Source organism: Yoonia sp. KMU-150, assembly GCF_056858355.1.
Map to the genome: position 1 here is coordinate 1,982,200 of NZ_JBXEQF010000001.1, position 24,758 is coordinate 2,006,957.

Here is a 24,758-nt window from a genome sequence, read left to right on the forward strand (position 1 = left end):
TCACGCGGGGCAGCCCCCGACCGCGGGCGGGGCGATAGCCCCCGCCCGCGGTCGGGGGCTGCCCGGTCTGCGACCGAGCAAGAAGGCTTTAAGCAGTGATCTACCCCAGCGTCGCCAGCGCCGGGAACTGTTCCAGCAGCCACCAGCTGAACGCGGTGAATTGGCCTGTCACCATCATCAACCCGACAGTCCAGAGCAGCAGGCCCGATATCCGCTCGATCCGGTTCAGATGCCGCTTCATCCACGCCATCACACTCTTGAGGCGCGGAAAGAACGCCGCGACCAGCAGGAACGGAATGCCCAGCCCCAAAGCGTAGAACGCCAGCAAGGTCGTGCCGCGCGCGAGGTCCGCCTCCGATGCGGCCATCCCGAGGATCGCGCCCAGGATCGGGCCGAGGCAGGGCGTCCAGCCAAATGCGAAAGCCAGCCCCAGCACATAAGCACCGAAGGCGCTGCCGCCCTGTCGCCCGGTCTCGACCCGCACCTCGCGGTCGAGAAAACCGATCCGGTAAACGCCGACGAAATGCGCGCCGAAGATCATCACCACGACCCCTGCGATGGTCGTGAACCAGTCCTGCCATTGCAGGAACACCCGCCCCATCGCGGAAAACGCGAACCCCAGCAGCAGGAATACCGTCGACAGCCCCAGCACAAAGAACGTCGCCGCAAGCAGCACCCGACGGCGGGCGGCGGCGGTTTCGTCCATCTCGCCCACCGAAACCCCGCCCATGAAGGCCAGATAGGGCGGCACGATGGGCAGCACGCAGGGGCTGAGAAACGACAGCAATCCCGCCAGCGTCGCGATCATGATCGCGGGCAGCAGCGTGGCGTCGAGGATCAGTGTGGCGTCCAGCATGGCGGCTCCTTCTTGATGGCCTGCATAGCGGGCAACCGCAGGCGCGTCACCTGCGCGCACGTCACATCCTTGTGGACAGGTTGAAACATCTGCCCTAGGCATCCCGCATGACCACACCCGATGCCGAACTCGACGCGACCGGCCTGCTTTGCCCCCTGCCCGTGCTGAAAGCGCGCAAGCGGCTGCAGGCGCTGCCCGGCGGTGCGACACTGCGGATGCTGGCCGACGATCCAGCGGCGGTGATCGACGTGCCGCATTTCTGCGCCGAGGCGGGGCATGTGCTGGTCTCCGCCGACACAGACGCCACGCCGCAGGTCTATGTCATCCGCAAGGGCTGAACCCGCGCATCGATCCGCAGCGCGTTGCGCGCACGATGCCGATACGCATAAACATAACTCGCGAACCGCGCCATGATGGCCGTCCGCCACCCTGCGCTGATCGCGATGGTATCGGTCCACAGGACCTGATCACCCGCAGGCTGGATCGAGATTTCATGATCCCAGCGCGCCACACCCTTGCCCCGCTCCCGGCTTTGAACGATGCGTCGGGCCGGATCGACAGTTTCGACGTGAATGTGATGGCCCCTGTTCGGCAGAAAGCCCCAGAACATCACGTCAACGGTAAAGGACTGGCCCTGCCGCGCGAGGCCCTCGGGCAAGCCATCATAGCGTGCAATGCCTGACATCGCCGCTTGCAACTCCACGTATTCCAAGGCGCCCGCAAAGATGACATCCGCGTCACCGTCGTAGAACGCCTCGACTGTCACGACACGATCCATCGACGCCCTTCGTTCATGAAAAAGGCCGCATGTCAGTGACATGCGGCCCAAAGTTCACCTAGCGGCCCAACGACCACCATCCCTTGCGTTTGGGCTTGGGCTTTTCCTCCGCGACGGCGGCCTCCGCTTCCGGCTCCTGCGTCGCGATGGCAGCTTCCTGCGGTGTCTCTACAGCGGCGGCAGGCTTTGCATCGACCGGCTGCGCCTCCGCTGCGGGGGTGTCGGGTTGCGCCGGTGTGTCGTCGGCAGCCTTCGCCGGTTTTTCATCAACCGCATCGGCAGCCGGTTTGGCCTTGGCCCGGCTGCGGCGCTTGGGCTTGGGCTTTTCCTCGGCCTCTGCAGCAGGTGCGTCGGCGTCGGCTTCGGCAGCAGCGGCTGCGTCGGCGGCAGGTTCGGCCTTCTTGGCACGGGTCTTGCGCACGCGTTTGGGCTTCTCGGCCGGTGCGTCCTCGACCGGCTTGGCATCCTCTGCCTCTGAAGGGGCATCCGCCTTGGGATCGCCCTCGCCCGCCTCCGCTTCGGCAGCGACCGGCTTCTTGCGGCTCCGCGTCCGGGTGCGCTTCGGCTTTTCGGCAGGTGCATCATCAGCTTGTTCGGCAGGTTTATCATCGGCCTGAGGCGCATCGTCCGCCTTGTCCGCGTCCTGCGTCTTCGCGGCGTCCTGCTGGTCATCCGCCTTATGATCACCACTCTGCTGATCGCCATTGCCACCGCCGCCACGACGACGCCGACGCCGACGGCGCTTCTTCTTGGGCTGGCCATCGGTATCGTCATCACCCCTGGCCTCCGGCGTGGCCTCTTCGGCCTCGTCCTCATCCTCGGGCGGGTCGACGATGTCGACGCTGTCGTCATCCATGTCGACGATCGTGGTCACCACAGGCGACGCATCGGGCACGATGCGCGTGGCGGTCTTGAACTTCTCGATCGCGAAATCGGGCGACACCAGCGAGGTGTCGCATTCGATCCGCACCGACATGCCATAGCGCGATTCGATATCGGCGATATGTTCCCGCTTGTGGTTCATCAGGAAGTTGGCGATGGCGATGGGTGCCCGCACCAGTACTTCCTTGGTGCGACCGCGCACGCCTTCCTCTTCCAACTGACGCAGGATCGACAGCGCCACGTTGTCGTCGGACCGCAAAAGACCGGTGCCGTGGCAATGCGAACACATCTGCGTCGTCGCCTCCAGCATTCCGGGGCGCAGGCGCTGGCGTGACATTTCCATCAGGCCGAACCCGGAAATCCGGCCCACCTGAATGCGCGCGCGATCGGTCTTCAGCTTGTCCTTGAACCGCTTTTCCACCGCGTTGTTGTTGCGGCGTTCGTCCATGTCGATGAAGTCGATCACGATCAGGCCCGCAAGGTCGCGCAGGCGCAACTGGCGCGCGACCTCCTCGGCGGCCTCCAGGTTGGTCTTGAGCGCGGTCTGCTCGATGGAACCTTCCTTGGTCGCCCGGCCGGAGTTCACGTCGATGGCGACCAGCGCCTCGGTAATGCCGATCACGATATAGCCGCCGGAGGGCAGCTGCACCGTCGGGTTGAACATGCCCGCCAGATAACCCTCGACCTGATAACGGGCGTAGAGCGGCAGCTGTTCGTTGTAGAACTTCACGTTCTTGGCGTGGGACGGCATGATCATCTTCATGAAGTCCTTGGCGGTGCGATAACCGCCCTCGCCCGCCACGATCACCTCGTCGATCTCTTTGTTATATAGATCGCGGATCGACCTTTTGATCAGGTCGCCTTCCTCGTAAATGCGCGCGGGCGCAGTCGATTTCAGCGTCAACTCGCGGATCTGCTCCCACATGCGCTGCAGGTATTCATAGTCGCGTTTGATCTCGGCCTTGGTGCGCTGTGACCCGGCGGTGCGCACGATCAGGCCTGCACCCTCCGGCACCTCCATCGACCCTGCGATCTGCTTGAGCTTCTTGCGGTCGGCGGCGTTGGTGATCTTGCGGGAAATGCCGCCGCCGCGTGCGGTGTTGGGCATCAGCACACAATAGCGACCGGCCAGCGACAGGTATGTGGTCAGCGCCGCACCCTTGTTGCCGCGCTCTTCCTTCACGACCTGGATCAGCAGGATCTGGCGAACCTTGATGACTTCCTGAATCTTGTAGCGGCGGGGCCGTGGCTTGCGGACCTTGCGCACCTCGTCGGTGTCGTCGTCCTGGACCTTTTCGATAGTCTCGTCCTTGTCGGACGCCTCGGCCTTGCCGCTCTCGTCCTCCTCCTCGTCGTCGTCGTCATCATCATCGGCAGAGGGCGTATCGACAGGTGTGTCCCCGACCAGTTCCATCGGGCTGCTGCCCTCGTCGCTGTCGTCGAGGTCGATGGTTTCCATCCCCTCGATATCGCCGGATGTCTCCTCCTCCGAGGTCTCGACCTCGCCGGTCGTCACGGCATCGTCGCCACCGGCCTTTGCAGCCTGCGCGGACTTGCCGCCGCGACGGCGCGTGCGTTTCTTGGGTGCGTCTTCCTCGTCCTCGGCGGCCTTGAGACTTTCGGCATAGGCCTTTTCCTCGGCGATCAGCGCCTCGCGGTCGGCCACGGGAATTTGGTAGTAGTCGGGATGGATTTCGGAGAACGCAAGGAACCCGTGGCGATTGCCGCCATAGTCCACGAACGCGGCCTGCAACGACGGCTCGACCCGTGTCACCTTGGCCAGATAGATGTTCCCAGCAAGCTGTCGCTTGAACTGGCTCTCGAAATCAAATTCCTCGACTTTGTTTCCGTCCACCACAACGACGCGGGTTTCTTCCGCGTGTGTTGCGTCGATTAGCATTTTCTTTGGCATTTTGTCCGTTCGCATCGCACGCAAACGACCGCCCCGGCGGGGCGGCGGTCTGCGGGTGATGTCTGATATTGGCGATGTGCGGCAAGGCCGTCGCAGCGCCCCTCGGGGCGGTCATGCTGTGGCCTGTATCTTGCGCGCGTTGCATCGCGGGTTTCCCATGGCGGCGCGTTGATGCGTCACCTGTTCATGGCCCGGCGGTTGACGTGATCGCGCGCCTTGGGGCGTTCTACTGGCGTTTCCACCAAATCAGCTGCCTGCGGTTGGTCCGGGGCGTCGCCCGCCATCGTGCAAAGCAGAGAATCTCACCGGAGCCACAGCGATCCGTCACGCGGCAGGTCCGTAGGTCATACATAAGGGGTGCGGGAGGCAAATTACAATCGGAAAGTGTCCGGTCCCGTCGCAGCAGCGCGCGCGGCGACGGAACCGGACCCGCATCAGGGGCGCGCCACGCTGTCTTCGAGGATGTAGAACGTGCCGTTACCGCGCGCGGTATAGTAATCGCCATTGCCCGATCCGCCGACCGTGCCCGCCATCGCACCATAGTTCGCGCCCGGCGCGTTACGGATACGCCCGTCCATCGTCATGATCAGATTGAGCGTCCCGACCGTATCGTGACCGAAGGTCGATGTCAGACCGCCCCGGCCCGTGGTCCGCAACAGTCTTTCACGCCCGTTCAACCCGGCGTTATACGCGCCGCGAATGGTAAGTGCGCCGCCCACAGCCTCTACGGGAACGCCGTTTTCGACGATGTTGAAGTTATCGGCGGTGCCGCGAAAGTTGTCTTCGCCGGGGATGTTCCTGACCTCGAGCGCGATATCCAGATCGCCGATCATGCGCACGACAGGTGTTTCGAACGGCACCCGGGGGTCCGCGCTGACCGGAAAGCGCGCATCGACCTGTCCGTTGTAGTTGACGGTTCCGGTCGGTGGCGGCGGTCCGCCGGCAAGCGCGGGGCGCTGATAGTTCTCGACGATGGCGTGCACACGGTCGTAATCCGCCACATCCTGCGCCATGATCGTCGGTGCCAGCGGCATCTGGCCCGGTGGCGGCTGCATCATCTGCTGCATGCCGCTGCCCGATGATGTTCCACCACCACCGCAAGCCGCCAGCGTCACGCAGGCCAATGCCGAAAAGAAACCACGCATCATTCATCCTCCGCAAAAATATTTGCGAAAGACAATGCGTCATTGCCCGGCGGTCTGTCACGCGTTTTCTACGTGCCCCGGGCCGGAAATCTAAAGGTAGTCGGACCGCTGCAAACCGTATTTCGCCATCTTCTCGTTCAGCGTGCGACGCGGCAGCTGCAACTCGTCCATGACGTTCACGATGCTGCCCTTGTGACGGCGCATGGTGTTGTCGATCAGCATCCGCTCGAAGGCTTCGACGAATTCCTTGAGCGGCTTGCCCTCGGTCGTCATCGCGGGCTTCGCCTCTTCCGTGTCGGCCATCAGAAGCGACGCGATGGACCCCGACCCCCGCCGGTTCTGCAGCACCGCGCGTTCGGCCACATTGATCAGCTGGCGCACGTTGCCGGGCCAAGGGGCCTGCAGCAATTGCGCGGCCTCCTGTGCCGCGACCTGCGGCGCGTCGCAGCCGTATTCATCGGCGAATTCATCCGACAGCCGGGTAAACAGCGTCAGGATATCCTCGCCACGCTGCCGCAGCGGCGGCACGGTGATCCGCAACGCGGCCAGCCGGTAGAACAGGTCCGGGCGCAACACGCTTTCGCAGGTCTTGCCCTCGTCGCGCAGGTTGCAGATCGCCACGATCCGGGTTTCGGCAGGCGTGCCCTGATCGTTGATCGCCGTCAGCAGCCTGGCCTGCAGCTTGTCCGACAGCGCCTCGATGTCCTCCAGCACCAGCGTGCCGCCGCGCGCCTCCTCCATCGCGGGGATCGGCTCGCCCTCCTGCGCCGGGCCGAACAGGCGGCGGCCCAGCGTGTCCTCGTCATAGGCGGAGCAGGACACCAGCACGAACTTCCTGGACGCCCGCGCGCCCACCGCATGCAGCGCGTGTGCCGCCAGCGTCTTGCCGGTGCCGGTCTCGCCCTCCACCAGCACGTGCCCATCGGCCTGCCCCAGATCGAGGATGTCCTCTTTCAGCCGCTCCATCGCAGGCGACTGGCCGATCAGCTTTTTCATGATCGCCCCGCCGTCGGATAACTCCCGCCGCAGCGCGCGGTTATCCAGCGTCAGCCGCCGGGCGGTCGTGGCCTTCTTGGCGAGTTCGGTCATCCGGTCCGGGTTGAACGGCTTTTCCAGGAAATCGAATGCGCCGACGCGCATCGCCTCCACCGCCATCGGCACGTCGCCGTGGCCGGTGATCATGATGACAGGCAGGCTGCTGTCCACACCCTTGAGCTTGCGCAGGAACTGCATCCCGTCCATGCCCGGCATCTTGATGTCACTGACGACGATACCGGGGAAATCCGCGTTCAGCGCCTTCAGCGCGTCCTCTGCCGTGGCATAGGTTTCGGTGTCGAACCCCGACAGCGCCAACCACTGCGAAATGGATTGGCGCATGTCCTTTTCATCGTCGACGATGGCGATCTTCATGGCCTTGCTCATGGTCTTTTCCTTATTCTGCCGCAGCGACGTCTTGTCTGTAGATAGGAAGCTGTACTTCGAAAACAGCCCCGCCGGCCGACGCGTTCCGTGCCGTCAGCCGCCCGCCAAGGTCGCTGACGATCCCGGACGAGATCGCAAGCCCCAGCCCGACACCGTCGCCCGGTTCCTTGGTGGTGAAGAACGGCTCGAACATCTCGTCGAGATCCTCGATCCCGTGGCCGTTGTCGCGCACCGTCAGGCTCACCGTGTCACCGGCGGCCAATATGATCTCGATCGCCGGTTCGTCGGCCGTCTTTGTCGCGTCGAGCGCGTTGCGCAGCAGGTTGATGATCACTTGTTCCAGCCGCAGCCTGTCACCCATGATCATCACCGGTTCGGACGGCAGCGTGCGCGTGATCTCGACCTTGCGGGTCTTCAGTTGCGGCTCCATCATCGACAGCGCAGAGGACACGGCGGCGCGGGTATCCACCGGTTCAAACGCGTCGGCCCCCTTGCGGGCATAGGATTTCAACTGTCGTGTGATCGCACCCATCCTCTCGATCAGATCGTCGATGCGCTGGAACGACGACAGCGCCTCGTCAGGGCGCTTGCGCTGCAACAGCAGGCGCGCACCGGCCAGATAGGTTTTCATCGCCGCCAGCGGCTGGTTCAATTCGTGGCTCACCGCCGCCGACATCTCGCCCAGGGCCGCCAGCTTGGAGGATTGCGCCAGCGTCTGTTCGGCCACTTCCAGCGTTTTCTCGACCTTCTCGCGTTCCGCGATTTCCCTTTGCAGACGTTGGTTTAGCGCACGAAGCTCTTGAGATTCACGTTGAAAGAACACCAGCCGCGACGCGGTCTTGCGGTTGGTGAACCAGAACATCAGCGCCAGCAGGATGGCAAAGCCCATCACCTCCAGCGCCAGCACCCCGTTCACCCGCTCGCGCACCGACGAATAGGTGGTGTAGCTGACCATGCGCCAGCCCTGGAACGGCACCCGCACCTCGCGGCGCAGCACCGCCTCGCCGCCCAGATAGGCATCGACCGGCAGCGCCGCCCAGTCCTGCGTCGCGCGCACCGCCCGTTCGATCGCCGAGGGTGCGGATTGCCGGGCCAGCGCCTCGCGCTCCTGCAGCCCGCGCCAGCGTGGCTCCGTCGACAGGATGATCCGCCCCTCGCTGTCCATCACCAGCACCGCGTCGGATACGCCTGCCCAGCCGCGCTCCAGCTTCTGCATATCGACCTCGACGGTGATCACGCCCAGATTGCCGCTTTGCCCGTCGATCCGGCGCGAATAGACATAGCTGAATGCCCCGTTCTCGCGCTGTGCCAGGGTGAAGATCGTGGCGTTGTTGCGTTGCGCGTTCACGAAATAAGGGTCGGAACGGTGCGCCTCTCCCAGCCGGTTCCGGTCGGTGGCGGCGACCGTCCGGCCGTCCTTGTCCAGCAGCATCAGCGACGCCGCGCCGATTTCGTCCACGAACGACAACAGCCGCTGGGTCGACAGCGAGAAATCGTTGTTTTCCAGCGCGGTGATCAGCGCCGGGTCACGGGCCAGCAGCTGCGGAACGATGGAGTTGCGCTGCAGCTCGCTCATCAAGTTGGCGACATAAAGCGTCAGCCGCAACTCGGCCCGGTTGCGTGTGGTTTCGGTAAAGCGTTGCGTCAGCAGCGTATTGGTGACCGAGATCGTGACGATGCCCAGCAGACAGACCGCGACAATCGCCAGCCGGAAGGGCCAGCGGCTTTGCCCGCGTTTCGCGATTTTGGCGACGACTGTCATGCGCGCAGTCTAGGCGGCGCGCCAAACCGCGGCAAGCTAGGCAGCGGTCAGCTGCCCCACCACTCCGCGGAAAAGCGCCTGTCCGTCGGTGCCGCCGTGGCCCGCGTCCACCGCCCGTTCGGGATGCGGCATCATGCCGAGCACCCGGCGGTTGGACGACAGGATGCCCGATATGTCGTCGACCGATCCGTTCGGGTTGTCGGCATAGGTGAAGGCGATCCGGTCCTCGCCTTTCAGCATACGCAGCGTCTCGGCGTCGGCGGCATAGTTGCCGTCGTGATGCGCCACGGGCAGCGTGACGGTGGAACCGGCGACATAGCCACCGGTAAACCCGCTTTCCGTCGTGATCACGCGCAGGCCGACCGGCTTGCAGACGAATTTCAGCCCCGCGTTGCGGGTCAGCGCGCCGGGCAGCAGCCCGCTTTCGGTCAGCACCTGAAACCCGTTGCAGACCCCCAGCGCAAAGCCGCCGCGCTGCACATGGTCGCGCAGGGCGGTGGACACGGGCGAGCGTGCGGCGATCGCGCCGCATCGCAGGTAATCGCCAAAGGAAAACCCACCAGGCACCGCGACCAGATCGACACCGTCGGGCAGCGCGTTATCCTTGTGCCAGACCATGCTGACATCGGCCCCGGCCTCGCGCAGGGCCACGGCCATGTCCCGGTCGCAGTTGGAGCCGGGAAAGACGATGACGGCCGCCTTCATCACAGCACCTCGATGCGGTAGCTCTCGATCACGGTATTGGCGAGCAGCTTTTCGCACATCTCCGCGATGGTCTCCTCCGACGTGCCGTCGGCCAGATCCAGTTCGATCACCTTGCCCTGCCGCACACCCTCCACACCGCCGAACCCCATGGTGCCAAGCGCGTGCCTGATCGCCGCGCCCTGCGGGTCAAGCACACCGGTCTTCAACATCACGTAAACGCGGGCTTTCATAGGTCTAGTCCTCTAGTCTGAAATATTGATGCGGAGTTCATTTGGATAATCCTTGTCGACCGGCCGGATACCTTTTTCGGTTATTCTGAACAACCAGATGACTCTATCGTCAACGTCAACGAGGCTGACTGTATCGTCGATTACTGCTAGCCCATAGAAAGCCTTATGAAAGGAAAAGGCGAAGACTGCGCTGTCTTCACAGACGAGAAAACGAGCAGCGAACTGATCCGACGTATTCCACTTGCCCTGCTTCAAGCTCATAAAATTTGGAAGTAAGGGCAATACCTCCAGCAAGGCCTTATCAAGAGTTTTGGCTGAGTTGGTTGAGAAGACTGTGGTTATGTGTGCGCCAACTTTAGCTGGGGATTTCTTTTCCTGGAAATACATTGCCGCTGCGAGCCGCGCCATCATGTAATGCATAGTGAAATGCACGTCGTGCGAATCCAAGCTTACTTGGGTTGCAGGCAGAAGGAAGCCACCGCGGCGCCGATAAACATTTCTTCCTGTCAACGCCAACTCCCTAATAGCACTTGGAAACCGTTTTGCCGCTGACGAAATCATATTGTCCATACGCGAAGGCGCGCCATCAATTAATGCCGATCTTTGCAGAAACGCCAAGAAAGCAAAGAAATCATCAAAATTGCCGTGCATCGTGTTGCACATTTTGCATGATGGCACCTCCAAACCCGCTGGTCGGTGCTTGTCGACAAAAAAGGCTCTTGGAGGGGCGTGATCGATACTCTCAGTAGCGCTGGTACCGCCACAGTAGCAGCAATCAGGGTTCTGCACTTTGAACCTTTGGTATCTTGTAAGTTTACGCCTCGCCTCGCCCATATGCTAGTTGATCAGCGTCGGCTTGTGCGGGGTATGGGTGACGTTGGACGGCAGCACGCCAAGGCGGCGCGCGACCTCGGTATAGGCGTCCGACAGGCTGCCCAGATCGCGGCGGAACACGTCCTTGTCGAGCTTCTGACCGGTTTCGATGTCCCAAAGGCGGCAGCTGTCCGGGCTGATTTCGTCGGCCACGACGAGGCGCATGAAATCGCCGTCCCAGATGCGGCCGATCTCGATCTTGAAATCGACCAGCTTGATGCCGACGCCATACATCGTCCCGGCCAGAAAATCGTTGACCCGCAGCGCCAGGCTCACGATGTCGTCCATGTCCTGCTGCGTGGCCCAGCTGAACGCGATGACGTATTCCTCGGGCACCAACGGATCGCCCAGCTTGTCGTCCTTGTAGGAAAACTCCACGATGGGGCGCGGCAGCGCGGTGCCCTCTTCCAGCCCAAGCCGCTTGGCCATGGAACCGGCGGCGAAGTTGCGCACGATCACTTCGAGCGGGATGATCTCCACGTGGCGGATCAGCTGCTCGCGCATGTTCAGCCGTTTGATGAAATGCGTGGGGATGCCGATCTGCTGAAGACCGACCATGAAGAACTCCGACAGGCGGTTGTTCAGCACACCCTTGCCTTCGATCACGTCCTTCTTTTCACCGTTGCCGGCGGTCGCGTCGTCCTTGAAATACTGCACCAGCGTGCCGGGTTCGGGCCCTTCGAAAAGGTCCTTCGCCTTGCCTTCGTAAATCTTCTTGCGGCGTGCCATGTCGGGGCCCTCTGTGCTGGCAGCGGGGGGCGCTGCGAACGTGTTGGCCTGCCTATAGGGCAAGGCCACGGCACCCGCAAGAAATCCTTCAATCGGGCAGCCGGACCTTGCACCGGACCGCCCCAGCACGCATATCTAGGGAAACGTGACCCAACAGGAACGAGGCCAGACGCATGTCATCCTTCAACGACCGCAAAGACGCTTTCGAGAACAAGTTCGCCCATGACGCCGACATGCAGTTCAAGGCCGAGGCGCGGCGCAACAAGCTGCTCGGCCTCTGGGCGGCAGAGCTGATGGGCAAGTCCGGCGACGACGCACAGGCCTATGCGCGCGAGGTCATCAAGGCCGATTTCGAGGAAGCCGGAGACGAGGACGTCTATCGCAAGGTCGCAGGCGATCTGGGCGACAAGGCCGAGGAAGCCACGATCCGCGCCAAGATGAAAGAGTTGCTGGTGCAGGCGAAAGCGCAGTTGATCGACGAAGTCTGATTTCGCGCGGGCCTGCGGCCCCCCGATCCGCCTCATAATCATGATGCGCAATTCGATGCGACGCGGGCGCTTTTGCGGATTGCAACCGCGGGACGGTGCTGGCACAGCGATGGTGACACCGCCCTTGATCAGGACTTCCGCATCATGACCAATCCCCTCGCTCGAATGCTGGCAGAGCGCGACTGGATCCTCGCCGACGGTGCCACCGGCACGAACCTCTTCAACATGGGGCTGGAGGCCGGTGACGCGCCGGAATTGTGGAACGTCGACCACCCCGACCGGATCAAGGCGCTTTACGAAGGGGCGGCCCATGCGGGCAGTGACCTGTTCCTGACCAACAGTTTCGGTGGCAACGCCTCGCGGCTCAAACTGCACGGGGCGGAAGGCCGCGTGCGCGAACTCAACCGCGCCGCCGCCGAACTGGCACGCGAGGTCGCCGACAAAATGACCGAGACCGTGATCGTCGCAGGCTCCGTCGGCCCCACCGGCGATATCATGGTGCCGATGGGCACCCTCACCCACGAAAACGCCGTCGAGATGTTTCACGAACAGGCCGAGGGGCTGAAAGAGGGTGGCGCGGACGTGCTCTGGGTCGAAACGATCAGCGCACCCGAGGAATTTTCAGCCGCCGCCGAAGGCTTCGCCCTGGCCGACATGCCTTGGTGCGGCACGATGAGTTTCGACACCGCGGGCCGCACGATGATGGGCGTGACATCGCCCGCGATGGTCAAGATGGTCGGCAAGCTGGCCCACCAGCCGCTGGCTTTCGGGGCCAATTGCGGCACCGGCGCGTCGGACCTGTTGCGCACCGTGCTGGGCTTTGCAGGCGAAAACCCCGCCCTGCCGATCATCGCCAAGGGCAACGCGGGTATCCCGAAATACCACGACGGCCACATCCACTACGACGGCACCCCGTCGCTGATGGCAGACTATGCCGTGCTCGCCCGCGACTGCGGCGCAAAGATCATCGGCGGTTGCTGCGGCACGACGCCCGAGCACCTGCGCCACATGCGCGCCGCACTGGAGGACCGCCCCCGCAGCGACGCGCCGACATTGGAGCAGATCACCGCCGCCCTGGGCGATTTCTCCTCCGCCTCCGACGGCACCGACGGCGCAGGCCCCGTGCGCGCGCCACGGCGCGGACGTCGAAGGGGGTAACCAAAATTTTCGCGAAAATTTGGACTCTCGAATTTTCGCGAAAATTCACCCTAGAACAAATCCAGCTGATCCCCCGTCCGCGGCGGCGGCTTGAACAGATCGGTGCGCAGCGGCGGTAGCGTCCGGTCCAGCCCCAGCCGCTTCGTCGCGATCGCCATGCGCTGCTTCATCATCGCAGCCCACTCCCCCTGCCCGGTCATGCGCTTGCCGAACGCGGGGTCATAATCCCGTCCACCGTGCAACTCCCGCACCCGCGCCATCACGCGGGCGGCGCGGTCGGGATAGTGTTCCGCCAGCCAGTCACGAAACAGGCCCGCGACCTCTTGCGGCAGGCGCAGCACGATGGAAGACGCGGCGACGGCCCCGGCGGCGGCACAGGCCTCCAAGATCGCCTCCAACTCGTGATCGGTCAGCGCGGGCACCACGGGCGACACCATCGCGCGCACCGGGATGCCCGCCTCCGTCAACTGGCGGATCACACGCAATCGCGCGGCGGGCAGCGGCACGCGGGGTTCCATCGCGCGCGATGTGGCGTTGTCGAGCGTGGTGACCGAAATGCCGACCCGCAGCAGCCCCTTCGCGGCCATGGGTGCCAGAATGCCGATGTCGCGTGCGATCAGCGTGCCCTTTGTGACGATGGCGACGGGATGGCTGAAATCGGACAGCACCTGCAGCACGCCGCGCATGATTTTCCGGTCCCGCTCGATCGGCTGATAGGGGTCGGTGTTGGTGCCGATGGCGATGGTGGCGGGCGCATAGGATTTCGCCCGCAACTCACGGTCCAACACGGCGGGCGCGTCGGGCCGCGCGATCAGCCGGGTTTCGAAATCCAGCCCCGGCGACAGGCCCAGATAGGCGTGGCTGGGCCGCGCGAAACAGTAGATGCAGCCGTGCTCGCAGCCGCGATAGGGATTGATCGAACGGTCGAACGACAGATCGGGCGAGGTGTTGCGCGTGATGACGCGGCGCGGCACTTCTTCTGTCACGCTCGTGCGCAGCACCGGTAGTTCTGCCCCTTCGTCACACCAGCCGTCGTCGACCGCCTGCACCGCCAGACGATCGTACCGGTTGTCCGGGTTGCCCGCCGCCGCGCGGCCCGGCGTGCGATGCTGCGGCCTGATGCGAAATTCCTCCATAGTCTTGGAATAGAACATTACAGGAACACAGGCAACCTTTGGTCGGTGACGCAAAGACTTATGTCGCTAATTGTCATGTAGCCCAATCCGCAAAAGCGCATTAGGGTGACAACATATGACACACGCCCGCGCGGCGCTTTCGGGAGACCAGCATGTCAGACGACGACGAAATCATCCTGTCCGAACTGAATGACGAGGATCTTGTCGCGCAGATGTTCGACGATCTTTACGACGGCATGAAGGAAGAGATCGAGGAAGGCGTGCATATCCTGATCGACCGCGGCTGGGAACCCTATAAGGTTCTGACAGAGGCGCTGGTCGGCGGCATGACCATCGTGGGTGCCGACTTCCGCGACGGGATCCTGTTCGTGCCGGAAGTGCTGCTTGCCGCCAACGCGATGAAGGGCGGCATGGCGATCCTGAAACCGCTGCTGGCCGAAACCGGCGCACCGCGTGTCGGCAAGATGGTGATCGGCACGGTCAAGGGCGACATCCACGACATCGGCAAGAACCTCGTCGGCATGATGATGGAGGGCGCGGGTTTCGAGGTTGTCGATATCGGCATCAACAACGCTGTCGAGAAGTACCTCGAAACGCTGGAAGCCGAAGAGCCTGACATTCTCGGCATGTCCGCCCTGCTGACGACGACCATGCCTTATATGAAGGTCGTGATCGACACGATGGTCGAAAAGGGCATCCGCGAAGATTACATCGTGCTGGTCGGCGGCGCGCCGCTGAACGAGGAATTCGGCCGTGCCATCGGGGCCGACGCCTATTGCCGCGATGCCGCCGTCGCGGTGGAGACCGCCAAGAGCTTCGTGGCCCGCAAGCACAACCAGGGTGCCGCGCACGCCTGATATGATCCGTGGCCGGACCGGGCACGCCCGGTCCGGTTAGACCCCTGCCACGCCTTCCACCAGTCGCACCTCCTGCTCCGGCGACATCCCGCATTGCAGCGCGACATCCCGCCGCCCTCGATCCCACGCCAGCAAAGGCGCGATTGTGTCGGCGACCGGGCGGCAGACCAGCCCAACGGCCCGCGCCTTTGCCGCGCTCACCTCCAGAAAATAGCGGAAATCTTCTACTGGCGGTGCCATCAGCGGCACGTCGCTCCACGGCTGCAGGCCCGCGGCTCCAATCGCTTCCGGTGTGACGCCGACCAGCCGCGCCTGCGATCCGCTTTCTGTTTTGATCGTCTCCATTACGTCCCACAATGGCACAGGCTCACCGGTCACGTTCCAGATTCCGCCAAGGGCCTGAGTCGCGCAGTGAACCGCAAAATCCGCCGCATCACGCACGTCGATCATCTGCACCACCCGGTCACGTGGCAACGGCACAGGCACATTCGCACGTTCCCCGGTCGCCTGATCCAGCCGCCTGACCCACCATGTCAACCGGTCGGAATAGTCACCCGCCCCGACGAGCAATCCCACACGCAGCAGCGTGGCCCCCGCTCCCAGCATCTCGGTCGCCTGCACCTCGCAAGCCCGCTTCAGCGGGCCGTAGGATGCGCCATAGGCAGCGGCCGAGGCGCGATCCTGCGCAGGCACGGCGGCCGCAAGTGCAAGATCGTCGGCGCTGGCGTCCGGCACCGTCGCCTCTTCCGTCAGTCCGGGCGTGCGGAACGTCCCGTAGGCAGAAATCGACGACACCAGCACATAGCGTTCGATCCCAATTCCGACCGCATCGAGCAATCGCGCGACGGCGTCCGGCGCATAAGCGCAGGTATCGAACACCCAGTCGAACACGCGGCCTTCCAGCGCCGACAGATCGCCATGCCGGTCGGCCGAAATCACCGCCGCGCCCTGCGTGCTGCGTCGTGTCTGGCCGCGCGACAGCACGGTCACGTCATGACCTGCCGCGCGGAGCGCGTCGACGATCGCGCCGCCCAGAAACCCCGTTCCACCGACAACCACGCTACGCATGACATTCCCCAAATTGGTAAGTCACAGCTTACGAACCGTTTTTCCAGCAGTCAATCGCGCCCCTTTCGCCAGCCACACAGAAACCCCATATGACAGGGAAAGGAGACACCGATGCCACGCAATCTCTTCCTCGGCCTGATCCTGACCGTGATCGCCGCCGCCGCCCTGACCGTCTGGATCGCCACGACATTCGCGGGAACGGGCGCATGGTGGACCGTGCTGATCCCGCTCGCCGCCGCCGCTCTGGCGCGCCTGATCTGGATGCGCAGCCGCTAGTCCAGCGGATAGTCGAAGGCGCGCAGGAACGCGCCGTAGCGGTCGATCACCGCGCGGTTCACCGCCTCCGGCAAGACCTTGCGCCATTGCCCCGGGGCCTTGTTACGCACGTGGCCCTTGTGGGCCGCCTGCCCGCCCGCGCTGTATTTCCAGGCAGAGCGGCGGGCTTGCCAAGTCGCCAGCGATGACAAGCCCATGTGGGCCGCGATGGCCGTGAAGGTGGCAACCTCCGCGCCCATGATGTCCTCGTAGCGAAAGGTCAGCACGCGCGGGTCGTCGGCGGGCCAGGCCAGCATGCTGTCGAAATGCGGCTTGCGGAATTCCAGTTCCGCCGCCATGCCTGCCTCCATGTCGACCGCGTTCAGATAGTCCTGCAACGACGGCCCGCCCTGCACCGCCGCCGGAATTGCGCCGTTGACGATTTCGTAATCCGCCGGATCGGGGTCCGCGATGCAGCACCACGGCTCCGCCCCGCGCTTGTGGTAATGATAGCCCGACACCAGCAGATCCCGCGGATCGCGTACGAAACGCACCACGCGGATGTCGTCATAGCTGTCCAGATCGAGCCGCTGCCCGCTGAGCGAGGTGCAGGCGAAGCGCGCCTGCACCTCGTGGAAATTCTGAATGTAGTGGTGAAAATGGAACTTGCGTGGCGGCGCCCTGCGGCCCAGCCATTCCCAGACCATGACACGCTGTGCGCGCGTCACCTCGCTATAGACCTTGCGGGTGAACATCGTCAGGTTCTTGTGCAGCCCGCAATGCACCCGCACGGGGTTGGTCACCTGTGCAGGCGGCATCAGCGCCGGGAACAGGAACCCCTCCAGCCCCGCCACGACCCGGAACCGCTTGTCGTCGACCATCAGAATATCGCCCGCGCACACCGGGTCATCCGGCGCGGCAGGATCATCGTTCAGCCGGGCGCCCGGCACCGCAGAGGGCGCAATCCGCTGCTGCCCCGTCGTTGCCAGTTGGCAAATCTCGGCGATGGTCGTCATACTGCCCCCATGTCCGGTCGCCCGCGCGTGGTCACGCAGCCTAGGCCGCGGCGGCAGCGGACACAACGCGGATACGGACCCGGCCATGCAAGACCTGCCCCCCGATCACACGCTGACGACCGACGGCCTCGCACCCGCCGGCAAGGGCAAGGTGCTCCTGATCGCCTGCGGGGTATTGGCCCGCGAGATCGTCGCGCTGAAACGCGCGAACGGCTGGGATCACCTCGACCTGCAATGCCTGCCCGCAATCCTGCACAACCACCCCGACAGGATCACCCCCGCCGTGCGTGACGCAGTGGCCAAGCACCGTGCGAGTTACGACGACATCTTCGTGGTCTATGCCGATTGCGGCACCGGCGGGCAGTTGCAGGCGGCCTGCGACGATCTGGGCGTCGCCATGATCCCCGGCCCGCACTGCTATTCCTTCTTCGAGGGCAACGAGACCTTCGCCGCGCGCGGCGAGATGACCTGCCTCTACCTCACCGATTTTCTGGTCCGGCAGTTCGAGGCCTTCCTGTGGAAACCGCTCGGCCTCGACCGGCACCCGGAGTTGCGCGATATGTATTTCGGCAACTACACCACGCTGGTCTATCAGGCCCAGACCGACGACCCCGCCCTCACGGCCAAGGCGCAGGACTGTGCCGCGCGCCTCGGCCTCGTGTTCGAACGGCGCGCGACCGGATACGGCGATCTCGAAACACATCTCGCGGCACTTTAGGAACGCGCCGCAACCTCCTGAATACGCTCGACCATCGCGCGCACGCCGTTGGACCGCTGCGCCGACAGGTGGTCATGCAGCCCCAACCGGCCCAGTTCCGCCTGCGCGTCGATCCGGGCAACGTCATTCAGCGCAACGCCCTCGTAAAGCGCGTGCAGGACCGCGATCAACCCGCGCACGATCATCGCGTCGCTGTCGCCGCGAAAATGGAACACACCGTCGGCCGGTTCCGGGTGCAGCCAGACCTGACTGGCGCAACCGTCGACCTTTGTCGCGGGCACTTTCAGCGCATCCTCCAGCGGCGGCATCGCCTTGCCCATGTCGATGACGTGGCGATAGCGGTCTTCCCAATCATCAAGGAATTCAAAGGTTTCCGCGATCTCTTCGAATGCTGCCGTGGCCATTTCCTTGCTCCCTTTCGCCTGCCTGATCTAGGTGGCAAAGCGGCAAAGGTCCAGTGGGTGCTTTTCAACGCGGATCACTTGGGTTACCCATTTGCCAGATCAACCAAAGGCCCCTTGCCCATGAAATCCGCACTGCCAATCGCGCTGACCCTGACACTCACGCTGGGCGCCTGTGCCACGATTTCGCAGTCGCGTTTCAACCCGCTCAACTGGTTCGGGCCAAGCACATCCACCCCCGTCACCGCCAGCGGCGAAATCCGCCCGCTGATCCCCGCAGGCAGCCGGTTCGGCGAGATCGAGACGCGACCGCTGATCGACCAGGTCGCCGCCATGCGGGTGGACCGGTCGCCCTCGGGCGCGATCGTGCGCGCGACCGGCGTGGCCAGCACACAAGGCCAGTTCAACGCGCAGCTTGTGCCTGCAGGTTTCGACAACGGCGTGCTGACGCTGGCGTTCCGGGTGTCGGTGCCCGCAGGCGCGCAGCCCGGTGGTCCGCAGCGGACCCGCGAAATCACCGTCGCCCGTGCCTTCGATGCCGATGATCTGGCCGGTGTCCGGTCGATCCGGGTGCAGGCGCAGCAGAACGCGCGCACCGCGTCACGCTAAAGCGCGACCGTCACAACCTTCTGCCCCTTCACGGCAAGGCCCACCTCACCATTGCACAGGCGCAGCGCCTCGGCACCGAAGACCTCCTTGCGCCAGCCGCGCAGCGCGATCACGTCACGCTCTCCCGCCGCCAGCATGTCCAGATCGGCGGCAGAGGCGATCAGCTTCTGCGCCACGCCCTCGTTATCCGCCTTGGCCTTCAGCAGCACGCGCAGCATGTCGGCCAGCGCAGGGTTCACCTGCAACTTTTCACGGCTCTTGTCGGGTCGCGGCAGTTGATCGTTGGGCAGCGCCAGCCCGGTCCTGACCGCCGCCAGAATGCCGTCGGCGATGTCGCCCTTGCGCGCCTCGCGCAGCAGTAGGCGGGACCGGCCAAGGTCCTTTTCCGACTGCGGCTTGGTGGAAGCGAGTTCGATCAGCGCATCGTCCTTGAAGACGCGGTTGCGCGGAATGTCGCGGGCCTGCGCATGGGTTTCGCGGAACCGCGCCAGTTCCTGCACCAGCCCCATGAACCGCGCGGAGGTGTTGCGCGTCTTGACCCGCTTCCACGCCTGATCGGGGTCCGCCTCGTAGGTGGCGGGGTCCTTCAGAACACCCAACTCCTCGGCCACCCATTTGGTGCGGCCCGATTTCGCCAGTTCCGCGGCCAGATATTCGTAGATATCACGCAGGTGGGTCACGTCTGCCAGCGCATAGGTCTTTTGCGCATCGGTCAGCGGGCGGCGCGACCAGTCGGTAAACCGCGAAGATTTATCGAGGTCCGCTTTCGCGATCTTGCGCACCAGCGTCTCGTAGCCGACCTGATCGCCGAAGCCGCAGACCATCGCCGCCACCTGCGTGTCGAACAGCGGGTCGGGAATGACCCCGGCATCGACATAGAAAATCTCGAGGTCCTGGCGTGCCGCGTGAAACACCTTCACCACGCCCGCATCGCGGAACAGATCGTACAGCGGCTCCAGCGACAGATCGCCCGCCAGCGGATCGACAAGCACCGCATCCTCGCCCGCGTCACCGCGATAGGCCAACTGGATCAGGCACAATTTGGAATAATAGGTCCGCTCGCGCAGGAATTCGGTGTCGACCGTGACATAGGGGCATTTGGCGGCTTGGGCACAGAATGCGGCAAGGTCGGGTGTCGTCGTGATGGTTTTCATGCTTCGGTGTCTGTCCTGCTGGGCCGCGCCGGCGGCGCGCTGTCGCGCAGTGATAGGCGACACGGGGGCCAATGGAAAGGCGGCGCTAGAGGTCCAACCGGCTGCGGTCACCAGCCGCAAAGCGGCGCAGCACCGCCGGATATAGCCGGTGTTCGAGTTCCAGCACCCGCGCGGCCAATGTATCGGCGGTATCGCCTGCGCGGATATCCAAGGCCGCCTGCCCCAGAATCGGCCCGTCATCCAGCGCCGCAGTGACCTCGTGCACAGTGCAGCCGTGGCGGGTATCGCCCGCCGAGAGTGCCCGCGCGTGTGTATCGAGGCCCTTGTGCGCGGGCAGCAGCGAGGGGTGGATGTTCAGCATCCGCCCTTCCCAGGCGGCAACGAAATCCGCCGACAGCACACGCATGAACCCCGCAAGGCAGATGATGTCGGGCCGGGCCATCGTCAGCGTCGCCTGCAACGCGCCCTCGAAGGACGCGCGGTCACGGCCAAAAGTCGTGTGGTCAACCACCGCCGGCTGCACGCCGCGCGCCCGCGCCTTTTCCAGCCCGCCCGCATCCGGCACGTTCGACACCACCAGACAGGGCCGTGCGGGATGATCGCCGGTCATGCTATCCAGCAGCGCCACCATGTTGGAACCGCTACCTGAAATCAGGATCGCGACCCGTTTCGTCACAGCAGGGAACCGCTGTAGGTGATCTGCGCGCCCTCGGTCACATGGCCCAATGCGAAAACCTCTTCGCCCGCGTCCTGCAGCATCTGTGCCAGTGCCATCGCCCGGTCGGGTGCGACGACCAGCACCATGCCGATGCCGCTGTTGAACGTCTTGAGCATCTCCGCCTGGGACAACCCGCCGGTTTCAGCGAGCCACTTGAACACCGGCGGCAGGTCCCAGACCGACAGGTCGATGTCGGCGCCCAAGCCTTCGGCCAGGACGCGCGGCAGGTTTTCTGTCAGTCCGCCCCCGGTGATATGCGCCAGCGCGTGCACACCGCCCGCGCGCACCGCCGCCAGCGCCTGTTTGACATAGAGCCGTGTCGGGGCCAGCAGCGCCGCCCCCAGCGTGGTATCGGCAAAGGGTGCGGGGTCATCCCACGCAAGGCCCGATACCTCCACGATCCGGCGCACCAGCGAATAGCCGTTGGAATGCACCCCGTTTGACCCAAGCCCCAGCAGCACGTCGCCCACCGCCACATCGCGGGGCAGATCGGCACCGCGGTTCATCGCACCCACGGCAAAGCCCGCCAGATCGAAATCGCCATCGTGGTACATGCCCGGCATTTCTGCCGTCTCGCCGCCGATCAGCGCACAGCCCGAGGCCTCGCAACCCGCGGCGATGCCCTCGATGATGTGGGTCGCCGCGTCCAGTTCCAGCTTGCCGGTGGCGAAATAGTCGAGAAAGAACAGCGGCTCCGCCCCTTGGCAGACCAGATCGTTCACGCACATCGCCACCAGGTCGATCCCGATGGTATCCACGTTGCCCGTGTCGATCGCGATGCGCAGCTTGGTGCCGACGCCATCGGTGGCGGCGACCAGCACCGGGTCGTCATATCCTGCGGCCTTCAGATCGAACAGCGCGCCGAACCCGCCCAGCCCCGCCATCACACCGGGCCGCGCCGTGCGCTTGGCCGCCGGTTTGATCCGCTCCACCAGCGTATTGCCCGCGTCAATATCAACGCCCGCGTCCGCATAAGTCAGTCCGTTTTTCGTCATGGTCATCCCCCGAAGTTGTGCAGCAGGTAGCCCAAAGCCCGCAGCCGGGCAAGCGGGTCCGCCGGGGCGCGATGCACCGAAAATTCATGCTCTGCTGCAAAACTGCATATCAGGCGCGAACCATCTGCCCACTGGCCGCGTTAGAACATAAGACCAAACAGAAAGACACGCCGATGAAATCCCTGATCCTCGCCCCGCTCTGCATCGCCTGTGCCGGTCTCGCCCACGCCGAAACGCTGGGTCAGACCTTGCAGCAGGACGGCCCGTGGATCGACCTGCCGCCCGGTGCGGGCATCAACGTCGCGGCCCCGACCCATGCCGACATCGCCCTGATGGCTGATCTGGACGGCGACCCCACCGTGACCACCGCGCAAGAGGCCGAGATGATCGCGCTGCTGTCGCAGGTGCTGCTCGGCACGCCGATCACCCACTAATTCCGTCTTGACCGGGCCGTCCCGTCTGCTACCCCGTTGACCCACGGGGGCCTGTAGCTCAATTGGTTAGAGCAGAGCGCTCATAACGCTTTGGTTGCGGGTTCAAGTCCTGCCGGGCCTACCAAATCTCCCCATATTGTCGCGCGTCCGTGGTCAATCCGGCGTCTTCGCCCCCTGGCCTGACCATCTGGAAACAATCGGCCACAGTTTTACCATTCCCGCTCCCCGTCCCATGCACATTGCCTAATTAACCATTGTGCAACCGCGCATCGCTATCGGTGCGCCTTCACGACCGGGACCGCGATACCATGAGCGATTGGCGCGCAGCCAAATTCGGGACGACCCTGCTCACCGCGCTGGCGACAGCGGCGGTCGTGGCAGCGACGCCGCCGGTCTTCGCCGGTGTCGTCAGCATTACCGAACTGCTCGACGAAGACCCGCTTGGCTACGAGTGCATCCCGTCCTCCTATCTGGAGGAAGCGGACGATGGCACCGCCGCCATCGCCTTTTCGCTGACCGGCAAAACCCGCCTGCCCCGCACCTGCCTGCCCGATCCCTGCGACCGTGCGCTGACCCCGCGCGAGTTGTCCAACATCACCGGCACCGAGATGATTCTGGCGCGGTTCAGCGGCGAGTGGGATGACTACTATTCCCGCTACGCCGACTATTGCCGCCGCGAGGTCGTCTTTCCGCAACCGACGGCCGATCCGCAAATCGCACAGGGTCCCGGCCCGGCACCCGTGCCGACACTCGACCCCGTGGCGGCGTTCTGGCCGCCGATCCTGGATCGCTCGCGCACTGTGCAGCGCCTGACACCGCCTGCCCGCAACAGCGGACGACCGATCACCACCGGCCTGCTGACCCCCGCCCCCTGGGGCGTGCCCAACAGCTTTGACGACACGCCCGCACGCCCCGTTGCACCGACCGGCCCGCGCAGTATTTTCATGTTGACCGCAGCAGGCGGCGACGGTGGCTACGATGCACCGACCGACGGCGGCGGACCGGGGCCCGCACCCTCTCCCGTGCCGCTGCCGGCCTCCGGCCTGTTGCTGCTCGGAGCCGCATGGCTGCTCCACCGGACACGCCGCAGCGCCTGATCCGGCGACGGTGCACCGTCGTATACATGCTTTCACCCTCCCCTGATATGCGCTAAAGCACCCGCAACTGATTTATCAAAGCGGAGGCGCGCCCATGTCCAAGATCAAGGTAGAGAACCCCATCGTCGAACTCGACGGCGATGAAATGACCCGCATCATCTGGGATTTCATCAAGCAGAAACTGATCCTGCCCTATCTGGACGTCGATCTGCTCTACTACGATCTGGGCATCGAATCCCGCGACGCCACAGACGACCAGATCACTATCGACGCCGCCGAAAAGATCAAGGAAATCGGCGTCGGCGTGAAATGCGCGACGATCACGCCCGACGAGGCGCGGGTCGAGGAATTCGGCCTGAAAAAGATGTGGCGCAGCCCCAACGGCACGATCCGCAACATCCTGGGCGGCGTCGTGTTCCGCGAGCCGATCATCTGCTCCAACGTGCCGCGCCTCGTGCCCGGCTGGACCCAACCGATCATCATCGGCCGCCACGCCTTTGGCGATCAATACCGCGCCACTGACATGAAATTCCCCGGACCGGGCAAGCTGAGCATGAAATTCGTCGGCGAAGACGGCACCGTGGAAGAGCACGAAGTCTTCGACGCGCCGTCGTCGGGTGTCTTCATGTCGATGTACAACCTCGACAAATCCATCGAGGATTTTGCCCGCGCGTCCTTCAACTACGGCCTCAAGCGCGGCTACCCTGTCTATCTGTCGACCAAGAACACCATCATGAAACAGTATGACGGCCAGTTCATGCTGATCTTCCAGCGCATCTTCGACGACGAGTTCAAGGCAAAGTTCGAAGAGGCGGGCCTGACCTACGAACACCGCCTGATCGACGACATGGTCGCATCTGCGATGAAGTGGTCCGGCGGCTATGTCTGGGCCTGCAAGAACTATGACGGTGACGTGCAATCCGACACCGTCGCACAGGGTTTCGGCTCGCTCGGCCTGATGACCAGCCAGCTGATGACCCCCGATGGCAAGATCGTAGAATCGGAAGCCGCGCACGGCACCGTCACCCGCCACTACCGCCAGCACCAGGAAGGCAAGGCGACCTCGACCAACTCCATCGCGTCGATCTTTGCCTGGACAGGCGGCCTGAAGCACCGCGCGAAACTCGACAGTAACGACCAGCTGATGACCTTCGCCGAAACGCTGGAAAAGGTCGTCGTGGATACCGTCGAAAGCGGCTTCATGACCAAGGACCTCGCCCTGCTGGTCGGCCCCGACCAGAAGTGGCTGACGACCGAAGGTTTCCTCGAAAAGATCGACGAAAACCTGAACGCCGCAATGTGATCCGCGCCGTCGGACCGATCGAAGCCGCCCTGCATGATTTGCGGGCGGCTTTTTTCG

The 24,758-nt window shown here is 64.0% G+C and carries 27 protein-coding genes and 1 tRNA gene; 11 read left to right on the forward strand and 17 right to left on the reverse strand.

The window, feature by feature from the left end:
- Positions 1 to 100: 100 nt before the first annotated feature.
- Complete coding sequence (locus tag AC04PH_RS09785) at positions 101 to 856, reverse strand: cytochrome c biogenesis CcdA family protein (protein ID WP_483065555.1); 756 nt, start codon at positions 854 to 856, stop codon at positions 101 to 103.
- Between the two features lie 107 nt (positions 857 to 963).
- On the opposite strand from AC04PH_RS09785, the gene AC04PH_RS09790 reads away from it, so the two are divergent.
- On the forward strand, positions 964 to 1,194 hold the full coding sequence (locus AC04PH_RS09790; RefSeq protein WP_483065556.1) for a sulfurtransferase TusA family protein: 231 nt from the start codon (positions 964 to 966) through the stop codon (positions 1,192 to 1,194).
- On the opposite strand, the gene AC04PH_RS09795 is transcribed toward AC04PH_RS09790, so the two are convergent.
- From AC04PH_RS09795 to purC, 9 genes are all read right to left on the reverse strand, one after another.
- Positions 1,173 to 1,634 carry a hypothetical protein gene (locus tag AC04PH_RS09795; RefSeq protein ID WP_483065557.1) on the reverse strand — a complete coding sequence of 154 codons (462 nt, stop codon included), beginning with the start codon at positions 1,632 to 1,634 and terminating at the stop codon, positions 1,173 to 1,175. The two genes, AC04PH_RS09790 and AC04PH_RS09795, sit on opposite strands and share 22 nt — an antisense overlap.
- A gap of 58 nt (positions 1,635 to 1,692) precedes the next feature.
- A complete protein-coding gene (locus AC04PH_RS09800; protein WP_483065558.1) occupies positions 1,693 to 4,428 on the reverse strand; it encodes an Rne/Rng family ribonuclease in 2,736 nt (911 codons plus the stop codon).
- A gap of 434 nt (positions 4,429 to 4,862) precedes the next feature.
- Positions 4,863 to 5,573 carry a hypothetical protein gene (locus tag AC04PH_RS09805; protein WP_483065559.1) on the reverse strand — a complete coding sequence of 237 codons (711 nt, stop codon included), beginning with the start codon at positions 5,571 to 5,573 and terminating at the stop codon, positions 4,863 to 4,865.
- 90 nt (positions 5,574 to 5,663) lie between these two features.
- The gene (locus tag AC04PH_RS09810; RefSeq protein ID WP_483065560.1) at positions 5,664 to 6,995 is read right to left on the reverse strand and encodes a sigma-54-dependent transcriptional regulator; all 1,332 of its coding nucleotides are present in this window, start codon (positions 6,993 to 6,995) and stop codon (positions 5,664 to 5,666) included.
- 10 nt (positions 6,996 to 7,005) lie between these two features.
- Entirely contained in the window at positions 7,006 to 8,757 is a 1,752-nt protein-coding gene (locus AC04PH_RS09815; protein ID WP_483065561.1) for a sensor histidine kinase, read from the reverse strand.
- A 36-nt stretch (positions 8,758 to 8,793) separates the two neighbouring features.
- Positions 8,794 to 9,462 carry a phosphoribosylformylglycinamidine synthase subunit PurQ gene (purQ, locus tag AC04PH_RS09820; protein WP_483065562.1) on the reverse strand — a complete coding sequence of 223 codons (669 nt, stop codon included), beginning with the start codon at positions 9,460 to 9,462 and terminating at the stop codon, positions 8,794 to 8,796.
- Positions 9,462 to 9,692, reverse strand: coding sequence for a phosphoribosylformylglycinamidine synthase subunit PurS (gene purS, locus AC04PH_RS09825; RefSeq protein ID WP_483065563.1), 231 nt, complete (start codon positions 9,690 to 9,692; stop codon positions 9,462 to 9,464). The genes purQ and purS overlap by 1 nt, the downstream gene beginning before the upstream one ends.
- Before the next feature lie 12 nt (positions 9,693 to 9,704).
- Positions 9,705 to 10,343: a hypothetical protein gene (locus AC04PH_RS09830; protein ID WP_483065564.1), complete on the reverse strand. Its 639-nt coding sequence runs from the start codon at positions 10,341 to 10,343 to the stop codon at positions 9,705 to 9,707.
- A gap of 186 nt (positions 10,344 to 10,529) precedes the next feature.
- The gene (purC, locus tag AC04PH_RS09835; protein WP_483065565.1) at positions 10,530 to 11,294 is read right to left on the reverse strand and encodes a phosphoribosylaminoimidazolesuccinocarboxamide synthase; all 765 of its coding nucleotides are present in this window, start codon (positions 11,292 to 11,294) and stop codon (positions 10,530 to 10,532) included.
- A 173-nt stretch (positions 11,295 to 11,467) separates the two neighbouring features.
- Between purC and AC04PH_RS09840 the strand changes: the two genes are divergently transcribed.
- Positions 11,468 to 11,782, forward strand: a complete 315-nt coding sequence (locus tag AC04PH_RS09840; protein ID WP_483065566.1) for a DUF1476 domain-containing protein — start codon at positions 11,468 to 11,470, stop codon at positions 11,780 to 11,782.
- 144 nt (positions 11,783 to 11,926) lie between these two features.
- On the forward strand, positions 11,927 to 12,940 hold the full coding sequence (gene bmt / locus AC04PH_RS09845; RefSeq protein WP_483065567.1) for a betaine--homocysteine S-methyltransferase: 1,014 nt from the start codon (positions 11,927 to 11,929) through the stop codon (positions 12,938 to 12,940).
- A 50-nt stretch (positions 12,941 to 12,990) separates the two neighbouring features.
- On the opposite strand, the gene AC04PH_RS09850 is transcribed toward bmt, so the two are convergent.
- Positions 12,991 to 14,094, reverse strand: coding sequence for a PA0069 family radical SAM protein (locus tag AC04PH_RS09850; RefSeq protein ID WP_483065568.1), 1,104 nt, complete (start codon positions 14,092 to 14,094; stop codon positions 12,991 to 12,993).
- Positions 14,095 to 14,228: 134 nt separating this feature from the next.
- On the opposite strand from AC04PH_RS09850, the gene AC04PH_RS09855 reads away from it, so the two are divergent.
- The gene (locus AC04PH_RS09855) at positions 14,229 to 14,933 is read left to right on the forward strand and encodes a corrinoid protein (RefSeq protein WP_483065569.1); all 705 of its coding nucleotides are present in this window, start codon (positions 14,229 to 14,231) and stop codon (positions 14,931 to 14,933) included.
- Between the two features lie 36 nt (positions 14,934 to 14,969).
- Here AC04PH_RS09855 and AC04PH_RS09860 read toward each other — a convergent pair whose 3' ends face one another.
- Positions 14,970 to 16,001, reverse strand: coding sequence for an NAD-dependent epimerase/dehydratase family protein (locus AC04PH_RS09860; RefSeq protein ID WP_483065570.1), 1,032 nt, complete (start codon positions 15,999 to 16,001; stop codon positions 14,970 to 14,972).
- Positions 16,002 to 16,112: 111 nt separating this feature from the next.
- Here AC04PH_RS09860 and AC04PH_RS09865 point away from each other — a divergent pair, with 111 nt between their 5' ends.
- Positions 16,113 to 16,277, forward strand: a complete 165-nt coding sequence (locus tag AC04PH_RS09865) for a hypothetical protein (RefSeq protein ID WP_483065571.1) — start codon at positions 16,113 to 16,115, stop codon at positions 16,275 to 16,277.
- Here AC04PH_RS09865 and AC04PH_RS09870 read toward each other — a convergent pair.
- Positions 16,274 to 17,272 (reverse strand): hypothetical protein, encoded by a 999-nt coding sequence (locus AC04PH_RS09870; protein ID WP_483065572.1) that lies wholly within the window; start codon positions 17,270 to 17,272, stop codon positions 16,274 to 16,276. The two genes, AC04PH_RS09865 and AC04PH_RS09870, sit on opposite strands and share 4 nt — an antisense overlap.
- Positions 17,273 to 17,357: 85 nt before the next feature.
- Between AC04PH_RS09870 and AC04PH_RS09875 the strand changes: the two genes are divergently transcribed.
- A complete protein-coding gene (locus tag AC04PH_RS09875) occupies positions 17,358 to 17,990 on the forward strand; it encodes a DUF1638 domain-containing protein (protein ID WP_483065573.1) in 633 nt (210 codons plus the stop codon).
- Here AC04PH_RS09875 and AC04PH_RS09880 read toward each other — a convergent pair.
- The gene (locus AC04PH_RS09880; RefSeq protein ID WP_483065574.1) at positions 17,987 to 18,394 is read right to left on the reverse strand and encodes a SufE family protein; all 408 of its coding nucleotides are present in this window, start codon (positions 18,392 to 18,394) and stop codon (positions 17,987 to 17,989) included. The genes AC04PH_RS09875 and AC04PH_RS09880 overlap by 4 nt on opposite strands.
- A gap of 120 nt (positions 18,395 to 18,514) precedes the next feature.
- On the opposite strand from AC04PH_RS09880, the gene AC04PH_RS09885 reads away from it, so the two are divergent.
- Complete coding sequence (locus AC04PH_RS09885; protein ID WP_483065575.1) at positions 18,515 to 19,000, forward strand: hypothetical protein; 486 nt, start codon at positions 18,515 to 18,517, stop codon at positions 18,998 to 19,000.
- On the opposite strand, the gene rnd is transcribed toward AC04PH_RS09885, so the two are convergent.
- From rnd to purM, 3 genes are all read right to left on the reverse strand, one after another.
- Positions 18,997 to 20,154, reverse strand: a complete 1,158-nt coding sequence (gene rnd, locus AC04PH_RS09890) for a ribonuclease D (protein WP_483065576.1) — start codon at positions 20,152 to 20,154, stop codon at positions 18,997 to 18,999. The genes AC04PH_RS09885 and rnd overlap by 4 nt on opposite strands.
- A gap of 85 nt (positions 20,155 to 20,239) precedes the next feature.
- A complete protein-coding gene (purN, locus tag AC04PH_RS09895; RefSeq protein WP_483065577.1) occupies positions 20,240 to 20,830 on the reverse strand; it encodes a phosphoribosylglycinamide formyltransferase in 591 nt (196 codons plus the stop codon).
- Positions 20,827 to 21,873 carry a phosphoribosylformylglycinamidine cyclo-ligase gene (gene purM / locus AC04PH_RS09900; RefSeq protein WP_483065578.1) on the reverse strand — a complete coding sequence of 349 codons (1,047 nt, stop codon included), beginning with the start codon at positions 21,871 to 21,873 and terminating at the stop codon, positions 20,827 to 20,829. Before purM ends, purN begins: the two co-directional genes overlap by 4 nt.
- A gap of 167 nt (positions 21,874 to 22,040) precedes the next feature.
- On the opposite strand from purM, the gene AC04PH_RS09905 reads away from it, so the two are divergent.
- The 4 genes from AC04PH_RS09905 to AC04PH_RS09920 all read left to right on the forward strand — a co-directional run bounded on the left by AC04PH_RS09905 (position 22,041) and on the right by AC04PH_RS09920 (position 24,701).
- Positions 22,041 to 22,301, forward strand: a complete 261-nt coding sequence (locus AC04PH_RS09905; protein ID WP_483065579.1) for a hypothetical protein — start codon at positions 22,041 to 22,043, stop codon at positions 22,299 to 22,301.
- 47 nt (positions 22,302 to 22,348) lie between these two features.
- Positions 22,349 to 22,425 (forward strand) — tRNA-Ile (locus AC04PH_RS09910).
- Positions 22,426 to 22,609: 184 nt separating this feature from the next.
- The gene (locus AC04PH_RS09915; protein WP_483065580.1) at positions 22,610 to 23,398 is read left to right on the forward strand and encodes a hypothetical protein; all 789 of its coding nucleotides are present in this window, start codon (positions 22,610 to 22,612) and stop codon (positions 23,396 to 23,398) included.
- 94 nt (positions 23,399 to 23,492) lie between these two features.
- Entirely contained in the window at positions 23,493 to 24,701 is a 1,209-nt protein-coding gene (locus AC04PH_RS09920; RefSeq protein WP_483065581.1) for an NADP-dependent isocitrate dehydrogenase, read from the forward strand.
- The last annotated feature ends 57 nt before the right edge of the window (positions 24,702 to 24,758 follow it).